The 18,927-nt window shown below is 38.4% G+C and carries 16 protein-coding genes and 1 pseudogene; 10 read left to right on the top strand and 7 right to left on the bottom strand.

Annotated features, from left to right (window positions below; genetic code table 11):
- Positions 1-130: 130 nt before the first annotated feature.
- The 4 genes from HMPREF9144_RS10665 to HMPREF9144_RS10650 all read right to left on the bottom strand — a co-directional run bounded on the left by HMPREF9144_RS10665 (position 131) and on the right by HMPREF9144_RS10650 (position 2,951).
- A complete protein-coding gene (locus tag HMPREF9144_RS10665; RefSeq protein ID WP_006046074.1) occupies positions 131-706 on the bottom strand; it encodes a tetratricopeptide repeat protein in 576 nt (191 codons plus the stop codon).
- 87 nt (positions 707-793) lie between these two features.
- Complete coding sequence (locus HMPREF9144_RS10660) at positions 794-1,222, bottom strand: hypothetical protein (RefSeq protein WP_006046073.1); 429 nt, start codon at positions 1,220-1,222, stop codon at positions 794-796.
- Positions 1,223-1,289: 67 nt separating this feature from the next.
- Positions 1,290-1,493, bottom strand: a complete 204-nt coding sequence (locus HMPREF9144_RS10655) for an ASCH domain-containing protein (RefSeq protein ID WP_006046072.1) — start codon at positions 1,491-1,493, stop codon at positions 1,290-1,292.
- 48 nt (positions 1,494-1,541) lie between these two features.
- Positions 1,542-2,951: a DUF2130 domain-containing protein gene (locus tag HMPREF9144_RS10650; RefSeq protein WP_006046071.1), complete on the bottom strand. Its 1,410-nt coding sequence runs from the start codon at positions 2,949-2,951 to the stop codon at positions 1,542-1,544.
- Between the two features lie 823 nt (positions 2,952-3,774).
- On the opposite strand from HMPREF9144_RS10650, the gene HMPREF9144_RS10645 reads away from it, so the two are divergent.
- Positions 3,775-4,992: an SH3 domain-containing protein gene (locus HMPREF9144_RS10645; protein ID WP_006046069.1), complete on the top strand. Its 1,218-nt coding sequence runs from the start codon at positions 3,775-3,777 to the stop codon at positions 4,990-4,992.
- A gap of 131 nt (positions 4,993-5,123) precedes the next feature.
- On the opposite strand, the gene HMPREF9144_RS10640 is transcribed toward HMPREF9144_RS10645, so the two are convergent.
- Together HMPREF9144_RS10640 and HMPREF9144_RS10635 are read right to left on the bottom strand one after the other, a co-directional pair.
- Positions 5,124-7,016 carry a hypothetical protein gene (locus HMPREF9144_RS10640; RefSeq protein WP_006046068.1) on the bottom strand — a complete coding sequence of 631 codons (1,893 nt, stop codon included), beginning with the start codon at positions 7,014-7,016 and terminating at the stop codon, positions 5,124-5,126.
- 133 nt (positions 7,017-7,149) lie between these two features.
- On the bottom strand, positions 7,150-7,341 hold the full coding sequence (locus tag HMPREF9144_RS10635) for a hypothetical protein (RefSeq protein WP_146739283.1): 192 nt from the start codon (positions 7,339-7,341) through the stop codon (positions 7,150-7,152).
- 807 nt (positions 7,342-8,148) lie between these two features.
- Here HMPREF9144_RS10635 and HMPREF9144_RS10630 point away from each other — a divergent pair.
- Complete coding sequence (locus HMPREF9144_RS10630; protein WP_040595767.1) at positions 8,149-9,438, top strand: ATP-binding protein; 1,290 nt, start codon at positions 8,149-8,151, stop codon at positions 9,436-9,438.
- 876 nt (positions 9,439-10,314) lie between these two features.
- Here HMPREF9144_RS10630 and HMPREF9144_RS10620 read toward each other — a convergent pair.
- A pseudogene (locus tag HMPREF9144_RS10620) lies at positions 10,315-11,289 on the bottom strand (transposase); the annotation flags it as partial.
- A gap of 150 nt (positions 11,290-11,439) precedes the next feature.
- Here HMPREF9144_RS10620 and HMPREF9144_RS10615 point away from each other — a divergent pair.
- From HMPREF9144_RS10615 to HMPREF9144_RS10585, 8 genes are all read left to right on the top strand, one after another.
- The gene (locus tag HMPREF9144_RS10615) at positions 11,440-11,649 is read left to right on the top strand and encodes a hypothetical protein (RefSeq protein ID WP_006046061.1); all 210 of its coding nucleotides are present in this window, start codon (positions 11,440-11,442) and stop codon (positions 11,647-11,649) included.
- Between the two features lie 374 nt (positions 11,650-12,023).
- Positions 12,024-13,433, top strand: a complete 1,410-nt coding sequence (locus tag HMPREF9144_RS10610) for an IS5 family transposase (protein WP_006046060.1) — start codon at positions 12,024-12,026, stop codon at positions 13,431-13,433.
- A 257-nt stretch (positions 13,434-13,690) separates the two neighbouring features.
- Positions 13,691-14,881: a nucleotide sugar dehydrogenase gene (locus tag HMPREF9144_RS10605; protein ID WP_040595877.1), complete on the top strand. Its 1,191-nt coding sequence runs from the start codon at positions 13,691-13,693 to the stop codon at positions 14,879-14,881.
- Positions 14,878-15,471: a radical SAM protein gene (locus tag HMPREF9144_RS13855; protein ID WP_006046058.1), complete on the top strand. Its 594-nt coding sequence runs from the start codon at positions 14,878-14,880 to the stop codon at positions 15,469-15,471. The genes HMPREF9144_RS10605 and HMPREF9144_RS13855 overlap by 4 nt, the downstream gene beginning before the upstream one ends.
- A complete protein-coding gene (locus HMPREF9144_RS13850; protein WP_257009654.1) occupies positions 15,411-16,163 on the top strand; it encodes a B12-binding domain-containing radical SAM protein in 753 nt (250 codons plus the stop codon). Before HMPREF9144_RS13855 ends, HMPREF9144_RS13850 begins: the two co-directional genes overlap by 61 nt.
- Positions 16,160-17,122, top strand: a complete 963-nt coding sequence (locus HMPREF9144_RS10595) for an SDR family NAD(P)-dependent oxidoreductase (RefSeq protein ID WP_006046056.1) — start codon at positions 16,160-16,162, stop codon at positions 17,120-17,122. Before HMPREF9144_RS13850 ends, HMPREF9144_RS10595 begins: the two co-directional genes overlap by 4 nt.
- Positions 17,119-18,096, top strand: coding sequence for a radical SAM protein (locus HMPREF9144_RS10590; protein WP_006046055.1), 978 nt, complete (start codon positions 17,119-17,121; stop codon positions 18,094-18,096). Before HMPREF9144_RS10595 ends, HMPREF9144_RS10590 begins: the two co-directional genes overlap by 4 nt.
- Positions 18,093-18,923: a radical SAM family protein gene (locus HMPREF9144_RS10585; protein ID WP_006046054.1), complete on the top strand. Its 831-nt coding sequence runs from the start codon at positions 18,093-18,095 to the stop codon at positions 18,921-18,923. Before HMPREF9144_RS10590 ends, HMPREF9144_RS10585 begins: the two co-directional genes overlap by 4 nt.
- Positions 18,924-18,927: the final 4 nt, after the last annotated feature.

Here is an 18,927-nt window from a genome sequence, read left to right as displayed (position 1 = left end):
TTAATTAAATCATTCACGACAGTCCAAGCTTTGTCCTGTTCGTATTTTATATATGGATGCTGCATAATTTATTTTTTGTTTTATTTTTGGGACCATTTGGTCATATTTTGAAAATTAATGCTTCTAACATTTATTTCACAACTTTGTTATTTAACTCATTTATAATATATTGTTCCTTTCGCTTAACTTGCTTCTTGGTAAAATCACTATATACACCCCTTCGTCTCTGCGCAAGGTGTTTTACAATAAGTTTATATGCATCTTTTAATTTTCCAAGATTTAATTGACAAATAGCCTTTAGATATAAAGAGTCGTTTTTAATAGACATTGCCCATTTCATACCTTCTCCATGAACTCCATATGCAATAGTATTTATCTTTCTTTTGAGTATTCTATTTAATTGTACAATGGCTTCTGAAAATTTTTCATTTGAATACAAAGCAACTGCATAGTTGTATACTACAAGCACATCATTGGGTTCTAACCGCATAGCTTCCAAGGAAGCCTGTTCACTTTCTTTATACATACCAAGCATATGATAAGTGTTTGATAATTCCGTACATATAAAATATTCAGATGGGTATTTTATTTTCATTTCTATCAAATATGTCTTTAAAACTTGCCAATTAGAATTACTTTTCAAATTATCTAAGGTGTTTTGAAAGTTCATTCTATCATCCTTTGATAGTGTTATTTTTCTTTCCATTACTTCCCCCTTTCTTTTATTGGGATTAGGCCCATATAAGGATATTGCTCGTTACAATTATATGGATAACGTGCCGATTATCAAAGGCTATAAATTTGCATTGTAAATGAGAACTGTCCGGATTCTATTTCTCCAAACCCAAACCTGCAACCCATCTTTCTCAAAATCGTATACATGTTGCCGTTGCCCTTTCCCAGATACTAACACATATATATTATCTTCACTATCTGGTTCTTTAGAGAACTCTGTAAGGAAATCTGTATACTTCATTCCTATCAGATTCTTATTATGAAATAGACAATATGAAGAACATATAATTGTATTTATTGAACCATCCGTATCACACCACACATTAATTTCTTCTCTCTTGAAAAAATAAGAAATGTTTGAAAATGTAGCTTCATCATACATTTTCTTTGTATGCTCTTGGCTTAAATACATATTGATATTTGAACCAAGGACGAAATCTCCATATGAAACATTGGGAATCAGTCCTATATGTTGTTTATATTTCATTATGAAATTACCGTTTTGTTGTACTTGCGTTCTACTATGTTCTATACTCTTTAATTGTTTGGGGCTATCAATTATTTAACATTTGTTCGTTCTCTATTTCATTGTTTACGTCAAAGATAATTCTATCAGCGAAATTCTTTGGAACCTTCGTTGATGAGGCATGTATCAAGATTCGGCCCTTATAGTTAGGAGCCCACGTTCTATTCTCTATGTCTTTCAGCCCACTCACTAATAGCGAAGCCCATGGCTGTCTTACAGATAATGTCTTCATTTTCTCAAGTATTTAATAGATAAGGATTCTACAGTAACTACACAACGTCTATTCCTCATCGTCTGTGATTTCTACTGCCGCCTGTGTATTCCGAGCCTCATCAAACTTCGCCTTCATCGTTGGGTTATTATAGGTGAGTTTACGAATGGTCAGATCTTCTGTATCCTGAGTAGCAAGACGTAGGTTATTTTCACTACTAACCAACTCTGCGCGCACCTTTTGAAGTTTAGATATAGTAGCGTCTATATCCTTAATCGCATCATCAAACTTTCTTGTATAGAGCTCATAATGTCTACTGAACTTTTGCTTAAAGTCTTCCATCTTTGTTTCAAAGTTCGTTACATCTACCTCTTTACTCTGTGCTAAGATGAGTTGCTTCTTGTATTCTAATGAGTTCTTTGATGCCTGCACCAACAGTGTGATGAAAGTTACAAAGAATTGTGGGCGAATAACATACATCTTCGGGTAGACATGACTCTTATTCACAATACCACTATTATATAGCTCACTGTCTGCCTCCAACAAACTGACCAACACGGCATACTCACACCCTTTCTTCTTTCTATCCTCATCTAACTTCTTCAAGAAGTCTTCGTTCTTATGTTTGGTGGCAGTAGTATCCATCTCGTTCTTCATTTCAAACATAATAGATAGGTATTCTGTACCATCTTCACTATCTCGGAAGATGAAGTCGCCCTTCGTACCATCACTCGCATCATTGTCTTTTTCAAAATAAGCATTAGGCATCAGTGGACGCAGATAACGCTCGAACTCAATACTACAATGCTGCTCTAACGTCTCACCAACCATCTTTGTCGACATCTTCGATTTCAGTTCTTTGTAATAGTCTATCTGCTCTTGCTTCATACGCAATTCTCTCTCATGTTGCTTCTGCAAGTCTGCTTCATGTAGCTGAGCCTTACTCCTCTCCTGCTCTATCTCGTTCTGCAGCATCACAATCTTATTTTCTTTCTCTTGTGCTGCCTGCTGCGCCTTGTTACGCTCACCCATCACAGCCAACTGCAGTTTGTCTCCACTCTGACTAATCTCCGATTTCAACTCACTGATAGTCTTTTCCTTCTCGGCAAGTGCAATTTTCATTTCACTTGTCTTCTGCGACTCTATCCCTTCTAACCGTGCTTTGAGTTTCGCTATCTCTTCACTCATCTCCGATTTCTGTCGAGACAGCTCACTCTCTTTCTCACCTTTCAGTCGTTCTATCTCAGCCACCTTCTGACCTAATTCCTTTTCTTTTTCCGACAACTTATTTTGGAATGTCTGCTCGGTCTTTGTCGTAACCAACGCCAATTCTGCCTTGTTACGCTCGTCCATCTCAGTCATTCTTCTCTTCACCTCAGCTTCAATTTCCTTCGTCTTAACCTGGTTCAATATAGAAGCATAGTCAGCCTCATCTACCTTGAAGATATTTCCACACTTAGGGCATTTTAGTTCTTTCATAATTCTATTCTTTAAAGTTATTATTTATGTTATGTGTGCAAAGGTAATACACATAAGTGCAGCCTTTCTGCATAGATACTTTTTTCTTTTTTATTTGTGAGATTAGCGTGCTATATTCTACTTACAACTACACCTTTATATATTACAATTCTATTTTTATTTTGTTTGCTGTCATTTTAACATTTCCCACCAAAGTCCTATGCATTAACGCTTTAGCTGGTAGGGAAGAGTGACAGAAGTGACAGGAAAACTAATTTCCATGTATTATTAGTTGTTTGCAATCTGTCCCCAAAATAGCCCTAGATAATGATATATCGAAGTTATCGAGAGTCGTCAAGTAAGACTTAGCATGGGCAACAATTATTCGGGATATCTGGACAATTGTCTCCTCATGTAACTCTTCTTCTTTAAAGAGATATTTGATATACTCTAGCTAAAAAGAAGAGAATTTCTTCCCATCTTCATCTGTAGCGTATTTCAGTTTCCATAGACACCTAAAAGCATGAAATGTGTTTGTTAGCTATTTCAGATTATGTTAGCACTACAAAGTTAAGAATATTATATTACTTTTTATCTTATTAGGATAATTATTTGCAAACATCAGTTCAAAAACATCATATTCTTGAGTTGATAAACCAACCGTAGTGCTTAAGATTCTTCGTGAAAACAAACTCTACCAAGCATTTACGCTTATAGCACTTGCTTGTTGAATTCACGTTATGCTATTTTTGCAGTGCCGATATAAATATTTAGCTGATATTTTTGTTGAACGGACTTTAATATTTATTTTTGCGTTTGAATAGAAATTAAAGTGTAATTGTATATGAACAATCAATTTTACTCACTGCTAATGCTTTGTGGCATTTGTCTTTGCAACAATACATATAGTTCTACTTGCTGCAATATAGCTACTGTTAGAAAAACAAATAACAAGAAGACTTTCGACCAAGACAAATGGCAAACCGAAACTATTAGAACGTTCCTGAAAGAGAATGGCTATAAAGAACCATCGCAACAGAGTTTCCACGACAAATGTTTATATTTGTTCGGAATAGATTTGCCTGCAAATCCAAAAAATACTGCCAGACCAATTAATTCGATAGATACTGAGTATACCATTAACGAATTGGGCAGATATATATACCCAGACGTAGAAAATTTGTTCTACCAACCATGGATTGATAGAGACATAACCAAAGAAGACGCAAGAAGATACCTCTACGACAACGAGTCGGGGGTTGGTAAAAGAATTGCAGCATACAACAAACTGTTGTTTAACAACGACTCTACAGCTCTGCCATATTTTAAAGAAAACTTAGGCGACGCAACTGAAGCTGTCTTCTTATTCGACTACGAGGGTAATCCAGACCTCATGGAGATTGCCGTGAAAAATGCACGACTGTCTGGTTATTTCGACATTCCATCTATCTCTGCTATATTGTTTTATAACAACAAGAAACGGGGCATTAGAAAACGACTTATAAAACAGATATACGACCAATGTGCCAATAACAGAGACGATTTTAAAGACTTTGAACGAATTGTTACTACGTTTTCGTGGACGTTTGATGTATTGGAATACGATGTGGACACGAAAGACCAATGTTTGGTTTACTTAGTTACGCTTATGATGGACTACGACAACAACAACCGAGCAGCTATTATTGAACCTCGTGGCAGCAAGGCTTTCGAATATCTTGAGTATTTTCTTCGTCAGTTTCCAGATATAGAGAGCCGACTTAAAAAGCACAATTTTTATGATAACAACAAACTGAAAGAACTTGTAGCCGCCATTCGTTCTGTACAGCAAACAGATGCAGCAAACGGACGCAACAATAAGGTTGCAACACACTTTATATACGACTCTGATGGCTTTTGCAATATGCGCGAAAAAGGCAGCATATCGGCACGAATAATTGGGCGCATACCTTCTGACACTCCCGTGCGTGTATTAGAAGCAGATGGCGAATGGTGGAAAGTATCTACAAACAATGGCAAAACCGGATATGTGCATAAAAGCAGAATTATAAGAGGAAACTAATTGTGCTATATAGCTTGTATTAGAGCTTAACGTAAATCGGTCGTTACGATTTCTTTCTGTTGTCAGACAAACAAGAAATCATAACGACCGACTTTTGTTTTATGCTATCCGAACGTTATCGGATAACAATATTAATAGTTCTGTACCAAACGATTCATACAACCTTGGTCAGGTGCAGATTTAGCATCAATCATAAGGAATGAACCTGTATTATTATCAGTTATTTTAAGATGAAGCATTGTAGTCCCATCATATTGAGAGGTAGCATAATTACCATGATCACCCCATTGTACCAATTTTGCTAAGCCCTTAGCTCTATAAGCTGATAATGGAATAAACACAGCACCGCTACTCTTAATTTTTGCAAATGTAGTAGGGTTACTATTTGCAGATGACCATTTACCAATTGTAGGATTATTTATTGTAAATATAGCTTCTGCTTCATTCATTGTCATAGCATCTGGGAAGATGAGATAACCACGCAATTCCGCTGGATTTGTATCTCGTGTTCCGTTTCCATTTTCGTCAATAAAGCATCTTGCCCACTTAGCTCTTTTATGTGTGATTAAACCAACTTTCCATGACCACACGCGATTATTATTAACTGGTAAAGATACATTCTCTGTATTAGGCATAAGATAACTCCACTCGTCATAAGTCATAGTACGAGTTACTGCTCCACCAATTGTTAGCTTATTACCAAAGTCTGCATTTTTCACTACTGTTGCGTTAGAAGCAGTAAACTCATTGTCGATCAATGTAGGATGGTTGATAGTTCCCCATGATGGAAGGTCGAAGTAGCGATAGACCTTTGGAGAAACATATTCCTTACCATCTACAGTTTCTGTATCGTAAGTGTAAGTTCCGCCTGTTCTTGTATTTTTTGGCATAGCCGTTTCCCACTGCTCTGGTGCTAAGCGGTAGTAGCCTGGGTGTACTGTGTGAGTTCCCTTAAGCTTAAGTGGAACAGAGTTCTTCCATCTAACGAGCGTGTTAGCTTCAAGAGTCTTGGCTCTCATATCGTATGTATAGGTAGCTATAGGCATTACATATTGCATATTACCATTTGTAATAGCCACTTGCTGGTTGTCACTTACAGAGAACGCTGCTTTATTACCTTTATATTTAACAAATGACTCATCTGCATCGTAATTGCGTGTCTCTGGTATAGCATTAACCACACTCGAATATGAACCAGCATAATAACCATCGAAAGATGGAGCAACACTACCTGGAACGAAAGTTACATAGAAATCGGTTTTACCTGCTGGGAAGAAGATGTTTTCTTCTGGATCAATCTCTGTACCAATCTCTGAAACACCTGTTACAGCACCAGTGCCCAAGTCTACATTAGCTGAAGCGTAAACACCTTTACCACGAAGACCAACCTTTGTAAGTGATGTACCGTCGTTTGCAGTAATAGCAAAGTGAGCCACAGCAAATAAGTTCTTCAACTTAATAGTCCCATCGGTAACTGCCTTTTTCTTAGTGGGATTTGTTGTATCAGAAATAACAATTTTGCCTGTACCCATTAAAACACAGTTCCTCTTCAAATCCTTAAGTTCGCCTGTCTGCTGAGTGAGGTCGATATTGAATTTACCAGCAGAGAGGTCACTTGCGCTAATTGTTCTGTCGGCACTACCATCAGCGGTCTTACCTATATAGAAAAAGCGGTAAGTGCTATTTTCTGTTATGAGGCTTGCTGGAACCTGACCTTCAAACTCTCCACTGAGACCGTCACGCTTTGTAGACTTCAATGCGAGTTTATGAACAGTTTTCTGCCCTGCATTGGTTATAACGAGCATCAACGTGTCCCTATCTTCCCACTTCCAAGGGCTTGTACTGCCTTCCTTCTCTACTAGTACGGCTCTCGATGTAGAAGCATCGTCTTCTGTACCAGCCGATACAGAGAGCGTTATCATTTGTTCTTTCTCTTCTGGATAATCAACAGCTTCTGAAGAACAAGATGCTGCAAAAATTGATATTGCCATGCAAATAAGTGGCAAAAGAATTCTATTTTTCATTCTTTATATCTTTATTACTATTAAAATGTTTCAGCTAAACTTTACTCAACGTCATACAAAGCAACCACTTTAAATATGAATTTGAGTAGCATTTAAACTATTTGTAAGGTAAGCTAAATGTTAATAAACTCGTTTAATTACCTTGTCCTGTATTCCAAGGGTCGTGTTCGTCTTCGCTAACATCTTTATTGTCAGTTTCGGCACCCACACTACTCTGTAGCATAGACTCTGGATACAAGCTAAAAATTGTACACGATGGTGTTTGGTAAGTTTCTTTTTTCCCTTTAACAATAGTTTCTAATACTGTTAATCCATTTTCTCTCATATTTTCTCTAATTATATAGTTATATCTTGTGTTGAATAGCATAATTTATAGTGGCATACACAACTTTTTGTGTAATTTTTATAAATAAGCATTAATTTTAATGCAAAATTAATTATTTATTTTTTATGACACGATACATTTACATTTTTTAATAATTTCGTGAACACATATACAGAGAAAAACTGACAGATATATAAAACGAAACTGACAGATATATAAAACGAAACTGACAGATATATAAAACGAACACGACAGATATCTGAAACGAAACTGACAGATATCTGAGATATTTTATATACATTTAGATATTCTTTTCGATTGCTTGGTAGAGCAACAAAGGCTGCTTACAAGCAATGCAAATAGACAATTATAAACAAAAAAGGAGAGCAAACCACCCTCCCCTATTTGCAATTCTGTTGGAATTTTATTTTGTATACCGTTCTGCAAGAATTGTTAGCATACATTTTATTGAAGTTGGTTCTAACTTATTAGAATAGCCATACAATCAGCTTTTTACGGTGAAACGCTTGAGGAATAAGATGAGATAGAAAGTAAGAAACATAGCACAACTAAGTATTTCTAAATAACATTATAAATATAGCTGTTCTTCTTGTAAATAACAACAACACGCAAAAGAACATATTACAGCACAAAAAACATCAGCGTTTTACCACAAAAACACTCAGTAAAACAGCGCAAAAAGCATCAACGTTTTACCACAAAAACACTCAATGAAATAGCACAAAAAGCATCAATAACTTTTATGTGCCGAAAAAAAACGTTACTTTTGCAAAAAATATTTGGTATATGGAGTATTACAAAAGAATGGTAGACAGTCTGCTTACCGATCTACTTGACTCATCAGGTGCGGTATTGATAGAAGGTCCCAAGTGGTGTGGAAAAACAACAACAGCTACACAACAAGCTGCAAGTGTTCTTAAATTACAAGACCCTGATATGCGAGAACAATATTTTGCTACCGCAGCTATCAAACCATCTTTATTATTGACAGGCAAAACACCTCGCTTGATAGACGAATGGCAAGAATTGCCTGTCTTGTGGGATTCTGTGCGAACAGTGGTAGACGAACGAAATGACGTAGGTCAGTTTATTTTGACAGGCTCTAATTCTATAGACAAAAGTGCCATTCGACATTCAGGGACGGGGCGTATTGCAATTATGGGAATGTTGCCTATGAGTCTGTTTGAGTCGAAAGAGTCATCAGGTGCTATTTCTTTGAAAAACCTATTTGATAATCCTCTTATAGATATTGATGGGATAACATCGCCTATGCAGTTGGAGGACTTAGTTTTTGCAGCTTGTAGAGGTGGATGGCCAGCATCATTGATCCGCAAAACGGACAAAGCACGCCTTCAGGTTGCAAAAGACTATATCAATAGTCTTTGCAGAATTGACATTTCAACCATCGATGGAATTACACGCAACGAAAAACTTAGTCAGCTTATTTTGCGCACTTACGCACGAAACATTTCAACATTGGCAAAGAAAAGTAGTCTGCTGAAGGATATTAGGGCAAATGTAGAAAATTGTTCAGAAAATACTTTGAATGATTATATAAACGCATTTACCAAACTTTTTGTTATACAAGATATAGAAGCATGGAGTCCAGCGGTAAGATCGGCATCTGCCATACGTCGGGGTGTTAAAAGAGAATTTGTTGATCCGTCTATTGCCGTTGCAGCCCTATCTATGTCTCCAGAAACATTATTAATGGACTTGAAGACCTTTGGCTTTATTTTTGAGTGTATGTGTATTCGCGACTTGAAGGCTTATTCTCAGGCATTAGGAGGCTATATCTCTTATTATCATGACCGATACGATTTAGAAGCAGATGCCGTTCTTCATTTAGAAGATGGGAGATATGCTCTCATTGAGTTTAAGCTTGGAAGCAGGGAAATAGAGGAAGGAGCTGAACATCTTTTAGAAATTAAACGTCTGGTCCAGCAATACAATGCAAAAGAAAAGCAAATCCGACTTCGTGAGCCAGACCTGCTTATGGTGATAACAGGCGGTGTAATGGCTTACTCACGTCCCGACGGTGTTAAAGTTATTCCTTTGGGGTGCATGAGAAATTAAATAGGGAGCAACCAATAGTCTGATGGAATATGCTTTATGGAATAGACTAAATATAAGGGTATCTAATTTTGTAGGCTCAGTATGTAGCACTAAGCACAGAGTGTAACATTAACCGTAAACACCGCTGAATGTACTAATTAGGTTACAAGTGAGTATTTTTAAACGCAAAAGAGGATTTTGTTTCCAAAATCCTCTTTCCTTGTTTTGTGATTCCGTTGGAATCTTTTGTGATTCGGCTGGAATCATTTCCAATATTCTTGCATTTTGATATAATTGGATATATGACAATGTGTTAAACTGTTTTGCTAAACTTTCACTTTGCAGTTGTTTTTGTGGTGATAACACACCAGTAACACATTGTGTATATGACCCAACAAGAATCATTAGCACATATTCTATTGAGGATGTTTTTAACTTGGTCAAAGAGCTACACAACCATATTTTATATCGAAGTGTTTGAGGGACAAGGTGCATCAAAAATTAAAAAACTTAGCATAACACCTACTCCATCTAAATAACGAAACAAAGATAGCTGTTTTTCTTGAATATGACAACTAAACTCATAAAAGATTCAATCAAAGAATACAAAAATAATCATTGAATGACAATAAAGAGCATCAACAATTAAGGTAGGTTCTATTAATTCCCTCAATTCCGCAGCATTATTCCTTGTGAGGTACTTTTATATATTGAAGTGATATTTTGGGATTAATCCATTGATTTGGGAATTTTCCAGGGTTCTTGGTTCTTGCTTAGGCATGAAATCCCCCACCCAAACCAATGGGGAAGTATGAAAAACCACAAAGAAATGCTGCTTATTCAAGGAACACTTCAGAATAGTATGTTTTGTTTGTATACAGGTTCAGAACGTTCTGCCTTCTCGGTAGACACCCAGTCATTGGTGAGGATACAGCGGTATGTGTATATTACTCCGAACATATCCGTCTGTTGCTTGCCATCCTTGTCTTTCAATGGACTACGCTGTACGACAATCCTGTATGACCTTCCTTCTATTAGGTTGTCCATGCTGATGGATGTGACATCGCATTTCTCATAACCAACTTCAATGCTCTTCCATTCTTTCAACTGTCGGAAGTTCTCATAGCGACTGCCACAGTTGGCAGCACGAATGTAGAACGTGTTGCAGCGCTGCTCTACGGTTTGGATGATTTCCTTCGAGAACGACCCGCAGTCGGCACGGAAACGCTCTATCACGACACCAAGTTCTGAGGTTACACGGTCCATAATGCGACGGAGCGTGTCCTCCTGATGGAATATCACATTGGTGTTTCCGTCACGGTTCTCACCTCCGACTATGATGCCCCCGATGGAAACCCAACCAGGGGAATAGCCAAAAACCTGCTTATAGGAATACTTTGCATCGAACTTATGGGCAGGAACAAACTGGTGGTCAAAGTCTAAGTCAACATGACAGCCCGCCTTTATAAGCCCCATTCTCCGTATCATCCGTAAAAGTAAAGTATTCAACTTTTCTGCCGTATTGAAACTGTAAGACTTGCCGGAGGTTTCGCTCTTGTAGACAATGTTCTCTTCAGCAAGCTCCTTTAGTCCGCGCCCCACAGTGTCGGCACCGGGTAATAGTGTATTAGGTCTCTGCTTGAACTGCCCTATAAGTGCATTGATGTCCTCAAGGCATTCTCCACCACAAAGGGAGCTGAAGAAGAGAGAGCCGAAAATACTTCCATGGCTGAATGCCTTGCCGCTACTTCCACGTTTGCCCAATACGGATTCGGTAAGTTTTTCAAAGCCCAACTTTGAGAAAACGTCCATAATGTGATAAATTCCACCGAAAGAAGTGATATTCTCGTTTTTAATTGCAACCTTTGTCATGTCAGATTTTTTATTTGTTTTTTTGTTGGTAGCACTAAGGTAAGTGAAATTTCTGACTTATCCAAGTGTTTTGAGAACTTTGTTTCTCAGACACTTGGAGTTCTTACAAGGAATTGTGCTGCGGAATTAAGGAAAAACAAAAAATAAATTATGCAGCATCCATATATAAAATACGAACAGGATAAAACTTGGACTGTCGTGAATGATTTAATTAATGATTTAATAAATAATAATGATATTGAACTACAGACACCTATAGAGTATGTTGTAGGTTATATATGTAAAGGTTTATTGGATAGTCAAGTAATAAGCGATGGAGGGAAAGGGCGTAATACTCCAAATCAGGAACTGTCAAAATAAAAAGAACAACAAACGTAGCACACAAACGCCAAGCCATCGCAGCAATAAATGAAAGAATGTATAACATTAAGACAATAAGGCAATGGTAAGCCATACATAGATTGTTTGAACTTGCCCATACAAGGGTATGTCCCAACACCCTTATAAGGGTAATAGGCAATACCCTTATATGGGTGTTCATCATTACCCTTATATGGGTATTAAAAGCCGTAAGCAATAAACAGGAAAGAACGACGTTAAATAATTGATAACCAAAATTAGTCGTCCCTTGAAAAGTATTTACCTATCTGGTTATCAACAAAATAATCGTCCATAAACTTGCATATTTCTACAAAGTTTTGTACCTTTGTATAGTAAAACCCTGCAAATTAACGATGCGTAAATCTCCATCCAAAGTCCGTCAGGCATCATTATTTTGGAATCTTGAGGCAATGCTCTCTCCCAATAACTCCCTGTACAAGTTAGCCAATCTGATTGATTGGAATGTGTTTGAGCAGTCTTTTGCCCCACTTTACAGCAAGGACACCGGCCGCATGGCCAAGCCCATCCGTCTGATGGTGGGTATGCTTATCTTGAAACACCTTCGCAACGTTTCAGACGAGAGTGTCGTGGAGCAGTTCTCGGAGAACGCTTACTTCCAGTATTTTTGTGGAATGGAGGCTTTCCGCACTGACACTCCCTGCGTTCCCACCGAGCTTGTCGAGTTCCGTCGTCGCATCGGGGAATTCGGCATGGAGCTGATACTCAAGGAGAGCATCCGCATCAATCTTTCAATCGACGACCAGAGGAAAGAGGAGACCATGGGGAAAGACGGCAAGGATGGACGCGGACGCAAGCCCGATGCGGAGCAGACCGCATTCATTGACACGACGGTGCAGGAGAAGAACGTGACCTTCCCCACGGACTCGAAGCTCCTGAACAAGGTGATAGACTTTTGCCACGGCGTGGCGGAGAAGGAAAACCTCAAGGTCCGCCAGAGCTATGCCAGGGAGATAAAGGGACTGAAGCTCGTTCAACGTTTCAGGGGCAGGAAGAACAGCAAGGCCAAAGTCAGGAAGGCCGACAAGCGGATGCGCACCATTGCGGGCAGGTTGCTCAGGGAACTGCTTCGCCTGCTGCCTGATAAAAACGCTTATCGGGAACGGATTGACACCTGCATGAGGTTTGTCAATGGCGAGCGGTTGGACGGGCATAAGATTTATTCGCTTCACGAGCCGGACGTACTTTGCATCAGCAAGGGAAAAGAGGGCAAGAAGTACGAGTTTGGCAACAAGGTCTCCATCGTCAGGCTGTGGGACGGGCTCATCATCGGCGCGCTGTCATTCCGCAACGAGTATGACGGCCAGACGATAGACAAGGCAATGGAGCAGGTCAGACGACTGTATGACAGGAAAATAAAAGCACTTGCCTGCGACAGGGGATACCGGGGACAAAGCATGAGCGGGCAGACACAAAACATGATTCCGGACATGCCAAAGAAAACAGACTCACAGTACTCCAAAAACAAAAAACACAAACTCTTCCGCAAGCGGGCAGGAATAGAGCCTGTCATAGGCCACTGCAAGGTAGACTATCGGTTAGGGAGGAACTTCTACAAGGGTCTTTTCGGAGACTCCATCAATGTCATGCTTGCAGCTGCCGCATTCAACTTCAAAAGAGCCATGAGGCTTCTTTTGTGCCTTGTTGAAAGGGTGATATTGTGGTGCTGTGGAAGACGGGAATTAAATTTTCATCACCAATTCTTCCCGCAGGTTTATATGAAAAATGCTATGTCACCTTTTTGAGAGTCGACTAGATATATGTTTGTGACAGATATCACAAACTGCTATGGCAGTATCAATCCTCAGAGCATTGACTGGGCGTTATCACGAAAAAAGACTTCTTGTCTGGCTGATAAAAATCATGAAATGGTAAGGACATATTTAACTAAACTCAGCAAAGAACGTTCCATTTATATTCCATCTCAGAATGTCAGAAATGAGACTAAGTTTATAAAAAAATACAGGGTATTGAATAGATGGGAATCATGAAGATGACAAATATGGAAATTGAACAACTGCGGATTGCAGTCATAGGGTTAGGATACGTTGGCTTTCCCCTTTTGCAACTGTTTTCCAGTAAATATAGGTGTGTAGGACTTGATATAAATGCGCAAAAGGTCAAAGACTTGCAGTCCATTATTAAGGAAACTTATAGATTCCAGGTCAGCAACGAATGGAGTGATATTGCGAATTGCAACTTTTATATTGTTGCAGTACCCACACCTGTTGACTCAAATAATTTACCAAAGCTAACAGCATTGAAGAATGTATGTACTAATCTGGCTACACTTCTCTATCAAAACGATATTGTAGTTTTTGAATCAACGGTCTATCCTGGTGCTACGGAAGAAGTTTGTGTACCAATACTAGAACAAGTCTCGTCATTGACTTGCAATGTTGACTTCTTTGTTGGATATTCACCCGAAAGAATTAATGTCGGTGACAATATCCACACATTGGAGAATGTTAGAAAAATAGTGTCTGGATCAACACCTCGTGCTCGAGATGTAATAGCAAATGTATATCAGTCCGTTCTAAAAGAAAACGTAGTTGTTGCTTCTTCCATCAAAATAGCAGAAGCTGCAAAGATGTACGAGAATGTTCAGAGAGATGTTGTTATTGCTCTTGCAAATGAGTTCGCAGATTATTGTAGAGCTGAAAGTATTGACATAAATGAGGTCACAGATTGTGCGGCAACAAAGTGGAACTTCAATGATGTCCGTCCAGGCATGGTTGGAGGTCATTGCATCGGTGTTGATCCATATTATCTATTGAACAGGGCAGCCATAAAAAGTGTCGATTTACCCTTGGTTTCTCAAAGTCGTACAACTAATGAGAAGAAGGTTACATCGGTCGCAGATAGAATCTTAGATATTGTGTCAGAAAAAGAATCAGCAAAAATTCTTCTGCTTGGTTTCTCTTACAAAAAGAACTGTGCAGACATTCGCAATACCAAAGTCGCTGAAATAATAAAATATCTGGAAGCTCGTGGTATTGATGTTGAGTGCTATGACCCGTTAGTCAATATTGAACAAGTAAAAAGAGAATATTCCATATCATTACTTCCAACGAAGCCTGATTTGAGGCTGTATGATTCGATCATCATTATGGTTAATCATAGCGAATTTTGGGAAATGCAAAATAGTAACAAGTTTGATGGAAAAGTAATACATTTGAGAAAATTCTTATGAATCATATTGTCTTAGTCAATATAGAGAACAATACAGAAAAAGTCCATAGACAGTTTTCACCGCCATTTGGAATATTAATTGCGGTATCTGTTCTTCAACGAAATAACGTTGAAGTCATAGTTCGCCACATAGTAAACACTAAAGAGGGTCTTAAAGAACTCTTGAGAGTTTGCGAGGGCGCAATCGCTGTAGGCTTTTCTGTTATGACCTCTCCTAACCTATTGTCTGTCATTGAGGTATCAAAGCTTCTACATAATCAGGGAATATTTGTCTACTGGGCAGGTACACATGTAACCTTGTTGCCAAAGATTTCACTGCAAGATTCATGTGTGGATGCAGTGCTAAGAGGAGAAGCAGAACAAAATCTGTATGAATTTTACTTGTGGCGGCAAGGAAAAATAAGTGCAGATGCTGTTCCTGGGCTTTGTTACATTGATAATGGAGAATTTCGTATTTCTCCTATACCTGCTATAACCATGCCTGATACATTGGGTTATCATCCCTTTGCTTTGTTGGACATAACAAGTATTTGGACAAACCTATACAGAAGAGAAAGAATTATATACCAGGCAAGATTCTTCCATTCATGACGAGTAAAGGCTATGTAAAAAGATGCGCTTTTTGTTATAACACTGTTGTGAATCGTTCAAAATGGAGAGGATATCCATTGCAAAATGTTTATAAGGAGATGGATTACCTTATTGACAATTACGGTGTCACGGGCTGGATGTTTTATGATGACAACATTTTCGTTGACCCTACAAGGGCGTGGAGTATTATTGAAAAATACAAAATGCCGACATCTGTGGAGCTGGATTTGATGCGTGTTGACGAAGCTCTTGTAGAAAGAGCCTTATCTTCAAACGTGGCCAAACTCTATATCGGCATTGAATCTGGTTCTGACAAAATGCTGCGAAAAATGCACAAAGGAATAACAAGGGCAAAAGTTATAGAGAAAATGCAAATGTGTCAGCAAATGGGCATACATGTTGATTTGTCATTTATAATGCTTTTGCCTGGAGAATCTCCAGAGGATTTGAAACTGACTCTGTCTTTGGTAAAAGAATTAGATGAACACGACAATATCAAAATTGATGGACCGAAATGCTTTAATCCATATCCAGGAACAGAATTCTTCGACGAGCTTCTGGCATCTGGTTGGAAAGAACCAACAAGTAACGAGGAATGGGCCAAATATAACAGAAACATTGCTGTAGGTGAGACTGGATTCAATTTATCCGAAGAGCACATTAGATTACTAGAAGACTATCATTTGCTATGATAAGGAATATAAAATTTAGGCATATCTTAGTGGCTGGCGGCGCTGGCTTTATTGGCTCAAACCTTTGTAAGGTTTTAGTTAATAGTGGTTGTAAAGTTACATGTATAGATAATCTAAGCACTGGTTGTCTCGAAAATATCAAAGAACTAAAAGATAACTCGCATTTTAATTTCATTCAATTCGATATAAAGGATGAACATGACACCGCTCATCTTGTGCCAATTGATTTAATTATCAATATGGCATGTGTCGCTTCACCAAAAGCATATTACAAAGAGCCTATAGATACGTTGATGACCTCCGTAGTCGGGACTCGTAATCTTCTAGAATTGGCAAGGAAGCTTGACGTTCCTATGCTTCAGGCTTCTACAAGTGAAATATACGGTGATCCAGCACTTGATATACTACCCGAATCTTATTCTGGCAACGTATCTTGCACGGGACCAAGAGCTTGCTATGATGAAGGTAAACGCGCAGCAGAATGCCTATGTATGGACTATTTTAGAAAATATGGGGTTAAGGTGAAGATTGTGAGGATTTTCAACACCTATGGCCCCAATATGGCGTGTGGAGATGGACGGGCAATTCCAGAGTTCATTAACAGAGCTCTTTCTGGAAAGAATATTATCATTTATGGAAAAGGTTCGCAAACAAGAAGTTTCCAATATATAGATGATACTATCACAGGACTTGTTGCTATGCTGAACTCCGACGAAATCATCGGTCGACCAATAAATATCGGCAATCCAAATGAAGAGTGCTCCATACGTGATCTTGCACAGCTGATAATAGACCTGCTTAAGTCCAAATCAGCTATTCAATATAGCGATGCTCTTGTAGATGACCCCAAGAAGCGTAAGCCTGATATAACTTTGGCGGAAAAATTACTTGATTGGCATCCTCAAACAAGCCTTGTTGATGGATTGGTAAAAACAATAGAATATTTTAAGAACAAATGATAGAACTTCCTACAATAACCGAAGCATCAATTGATATGTCAACCATATGTCAATTACGATGTGTAGAATGCTCTACGTCCAAAGGTATTACCCACCGTGGTATCGTTGGAAAGGGACAATTCAGTTTAACACAGTTCGTGAAATTTATTTCTCAGAATCCTCAGATTAAGAGAATTGAGATGTCAAACTGGGGCGAAATCTTCTTAAACAAGGAAATAGGCGAAATCATAAAATGTGCCTATGAAAAAGGCGTGACTCTATACTGCGGTAATGGTGCAAACTTCAATGATGTAGATGATAGTGTATTAGAGGCACTTGTTAAGTACCAAGTAGAATTTCTAAATCTGTCTATCGATGGTGCATCGCAAGAAACATATGAGCAATACAGAGTTAGAGGAAACTTTAACAAGGTGTTGGCAAACATAAAGCGCCTTAACTATTATAAACAGAAATACAACTCTCAGAGGCCTTATCTATCATGGCAATTCATAATATTTGGACATAACGAGCATGAGATTCCATTGATAAAAAAACTTTGTGAGGAGTTGGGGCTCAAATTTAATCCTAAACTGAACTATTCCCAATTCTCACCAGTAAGAGATAAAGATTTCGTTCGTGCAGAAAGCGGCTTAGGAGTTGCTGACAGGGAAGAATTTAAAAAAGTCCATCATAAGGAATATAAAGCACCCTGCTACCATTGCTTTACCAGTCCACAAATTAATTGGGACGGTAAAATCTTGGGGTGTAGTGTCAATAAATGGGAAGTATTTGGCAACATAAATGACCAATCCATACTTGAATGGGAAAACAGTGATAACTATAAGCATCTAGTAAGCGTGCTTTTCGAGGGAGAGCCTTGCACTGCCGACTTGCCGTGCTACCACTGTCCTAACTATCAAAAAATAAAGAAAACGCCTTTAACCATTGAAGGTCTCCAGCAATATATCAATTACACACCACCTGCACTAAGATGAAGTCAGAACTCAAAGGAATCATAGTAGAAGTTGATATCACACATCGGTGTAACCTCGCATGCAGACATTGCAATCGACTTTGCAATGCAGAAAAGCTATATGGGGTAACACGCTCACATATTGACATGGAAAAGGTACATATAGATTTTCTATGTCAGGAGATTAAACGACACCAACCTGGCCTGGTCAAAATGATCCGTATTCTTGGAGGTGAACCTTTGTTGTCTGACATTATAGATTATGCGGTTCTTACATTTGAGGAACTCAAAGAAATTGGCTATATAGAACTGATCAACATCGTATCTAACGGTACAATACAGCCGTCAATTACGGCTAAGCCTTATGTGGTTTATTCTCCTGTATGCATTGGAGATACAATTCATGAGAAAGGCAATGTATTAACAGCAGAAGAAGTCTTAAAGATAAAGAATATAAAGCATCGAAACATTACTATATGTCCAAAGGATTTTAATGAAAAGGCCACTATATGCAATCGCGTGGAAGTGTGCGGAATCCATTACTCCGTTTTCGGATTTGCATATACTGCAGCATGTTTTCCTGCAATGTATGTGTCGATGAACAATCACAGAAGGTTCATGCATCATCTACCAACTAATCTATCAGATTTCTTTGATGGGGCCTTTAATCACGATGTGTGTGAAATTTGTGTTTCTGCCATCAATACTTACAAGAGTATGACGCAAGAGAATCCAGACTATAATCGATGGTCTTATATCGGGAACTCATGGAAAGATATTATTGCACAGAACAGTCTGCAATTCAAAGAGCCTGACGTTAGCTGGATTCAGAATATAAATAAGAAATAAAATA

The organism is Prevotella pallens ATCC 700821 (assembly GCF_000220255.1).
GTDB lineage: Bacteria > Bacteroidota > Bacteroidia > Bacteroidales > Bacteroidaceae > Prevotella > Prevotella pallens.
This window is presented reverse-complemented; position numbering and strand designations above follow the sequence as displayed.

Bases quoted from the DNA above. Each gene is read 5' to 3' on its own strand.
- HMPREF9144_RS10590 (WP_006046055.1), top strand. From the start codon at position 17,119: ATGATAGAACTTCCTACAATAACCGAAGCATCAATTGATATGTCAACC.
- HMPREF9144_RS10640 (WP_006046068.1), bottom strand. From the start codon at position 7,016: ATGAAAAATAGAATTCTTTTGCCACTTATTTGCATGGCAATATCAATT.
- HMPREF9144_RS10585 (WP_006046054.1), top strand. From the start codon at position 18,093: ATGAAGTCAGAACTCAAAGGAATCATAGTAGAAGTTGATATCACACAT.
- HMPREF9144_RS10605 (WP_040595877.1), top strand. From the start codon at position 13,691: ATGGAAATTGAACAACTGCGGATTGCAGTCATAGGGTTAGGATACGTT.
- HMPREF9144_RS10615 (WP_006046061.1), top strand. From the start codon at position 11,440: ATGCAGCATCCATATATAAAATACGAACAGGATAAAACTTGGACTGTC.
- HMPREF9144_RS13855 (WP_006046058.1), top strand. From the start codon at position 14,878: ATGAATCATATTGTCTTAGTCAATATAGAGAACAATACAGAAAAAGTC.
- HMPREF9144_RS10660 (WP_006046073.1), bottom strand. From the start codon at position 1,222: ATGAAATATAAACAACATATAGGACTGATTCCCAATGTTTCATATGGA.
- HMPREF9144_RS10610 (WP_006046060.1), top strand. From the start codon at position 12,024: ATGCGTAAATCTCCATCCAAAGTCCGTCAGGCATCATTATTTTGGAAT.
- HMPREF9144_RS10645 (WP_006046069.1), top strand. From the start codon at position 3,775: ATGAACAATCAATTTTACTCACTGCTAATGCTTTGTGGCATTTGTCTT.
- HMPREF9144_RS10595 (WP_006046056.1), top strand. From the start codon at position 16,160: ATGATAAGGAATATAAAATTTAGGCATATCTTAGTGGCTGGCGGCGCT.
- HMPREF9144_RS10665 (WP_006046074.1), bottom strand. From the start codon at position 706: ATGGAAAGAAAAATAACACTATCAAAGGATGATAGAATGAACTTTCAA.
- HMPREF9144_RS10630 (WP_040595767.1), top strand. From the start codon at position 8,149: ATGGAGTATTACAAAAGAATGGTAGACAGTCTGCTTACCGATCTACTT.
- HMPREF9144_RS10655 (WP_006046072.1), bottom strand. From the start codon at position 1,493: ATGAAGACATTATCTGTAAGACAGCCATGGGCTTCGCTATTAGTGAGT.
- HMPREF9144_RS10650 (WP_006046071.1), bottom strand. From the start codon at position 2,951: ATGAAAGAACTAAAATGCCCTAAGTGTGGAAATATCTTCAAGGTAGAT.
- HMPREF9144_RS10635 (WP_146739283.1), bottom strand. From the start codon at position 7,341: ATGAGAGAAAATGGATTAACAGTATTAGAAACTATTGTTAAAGGGAAA.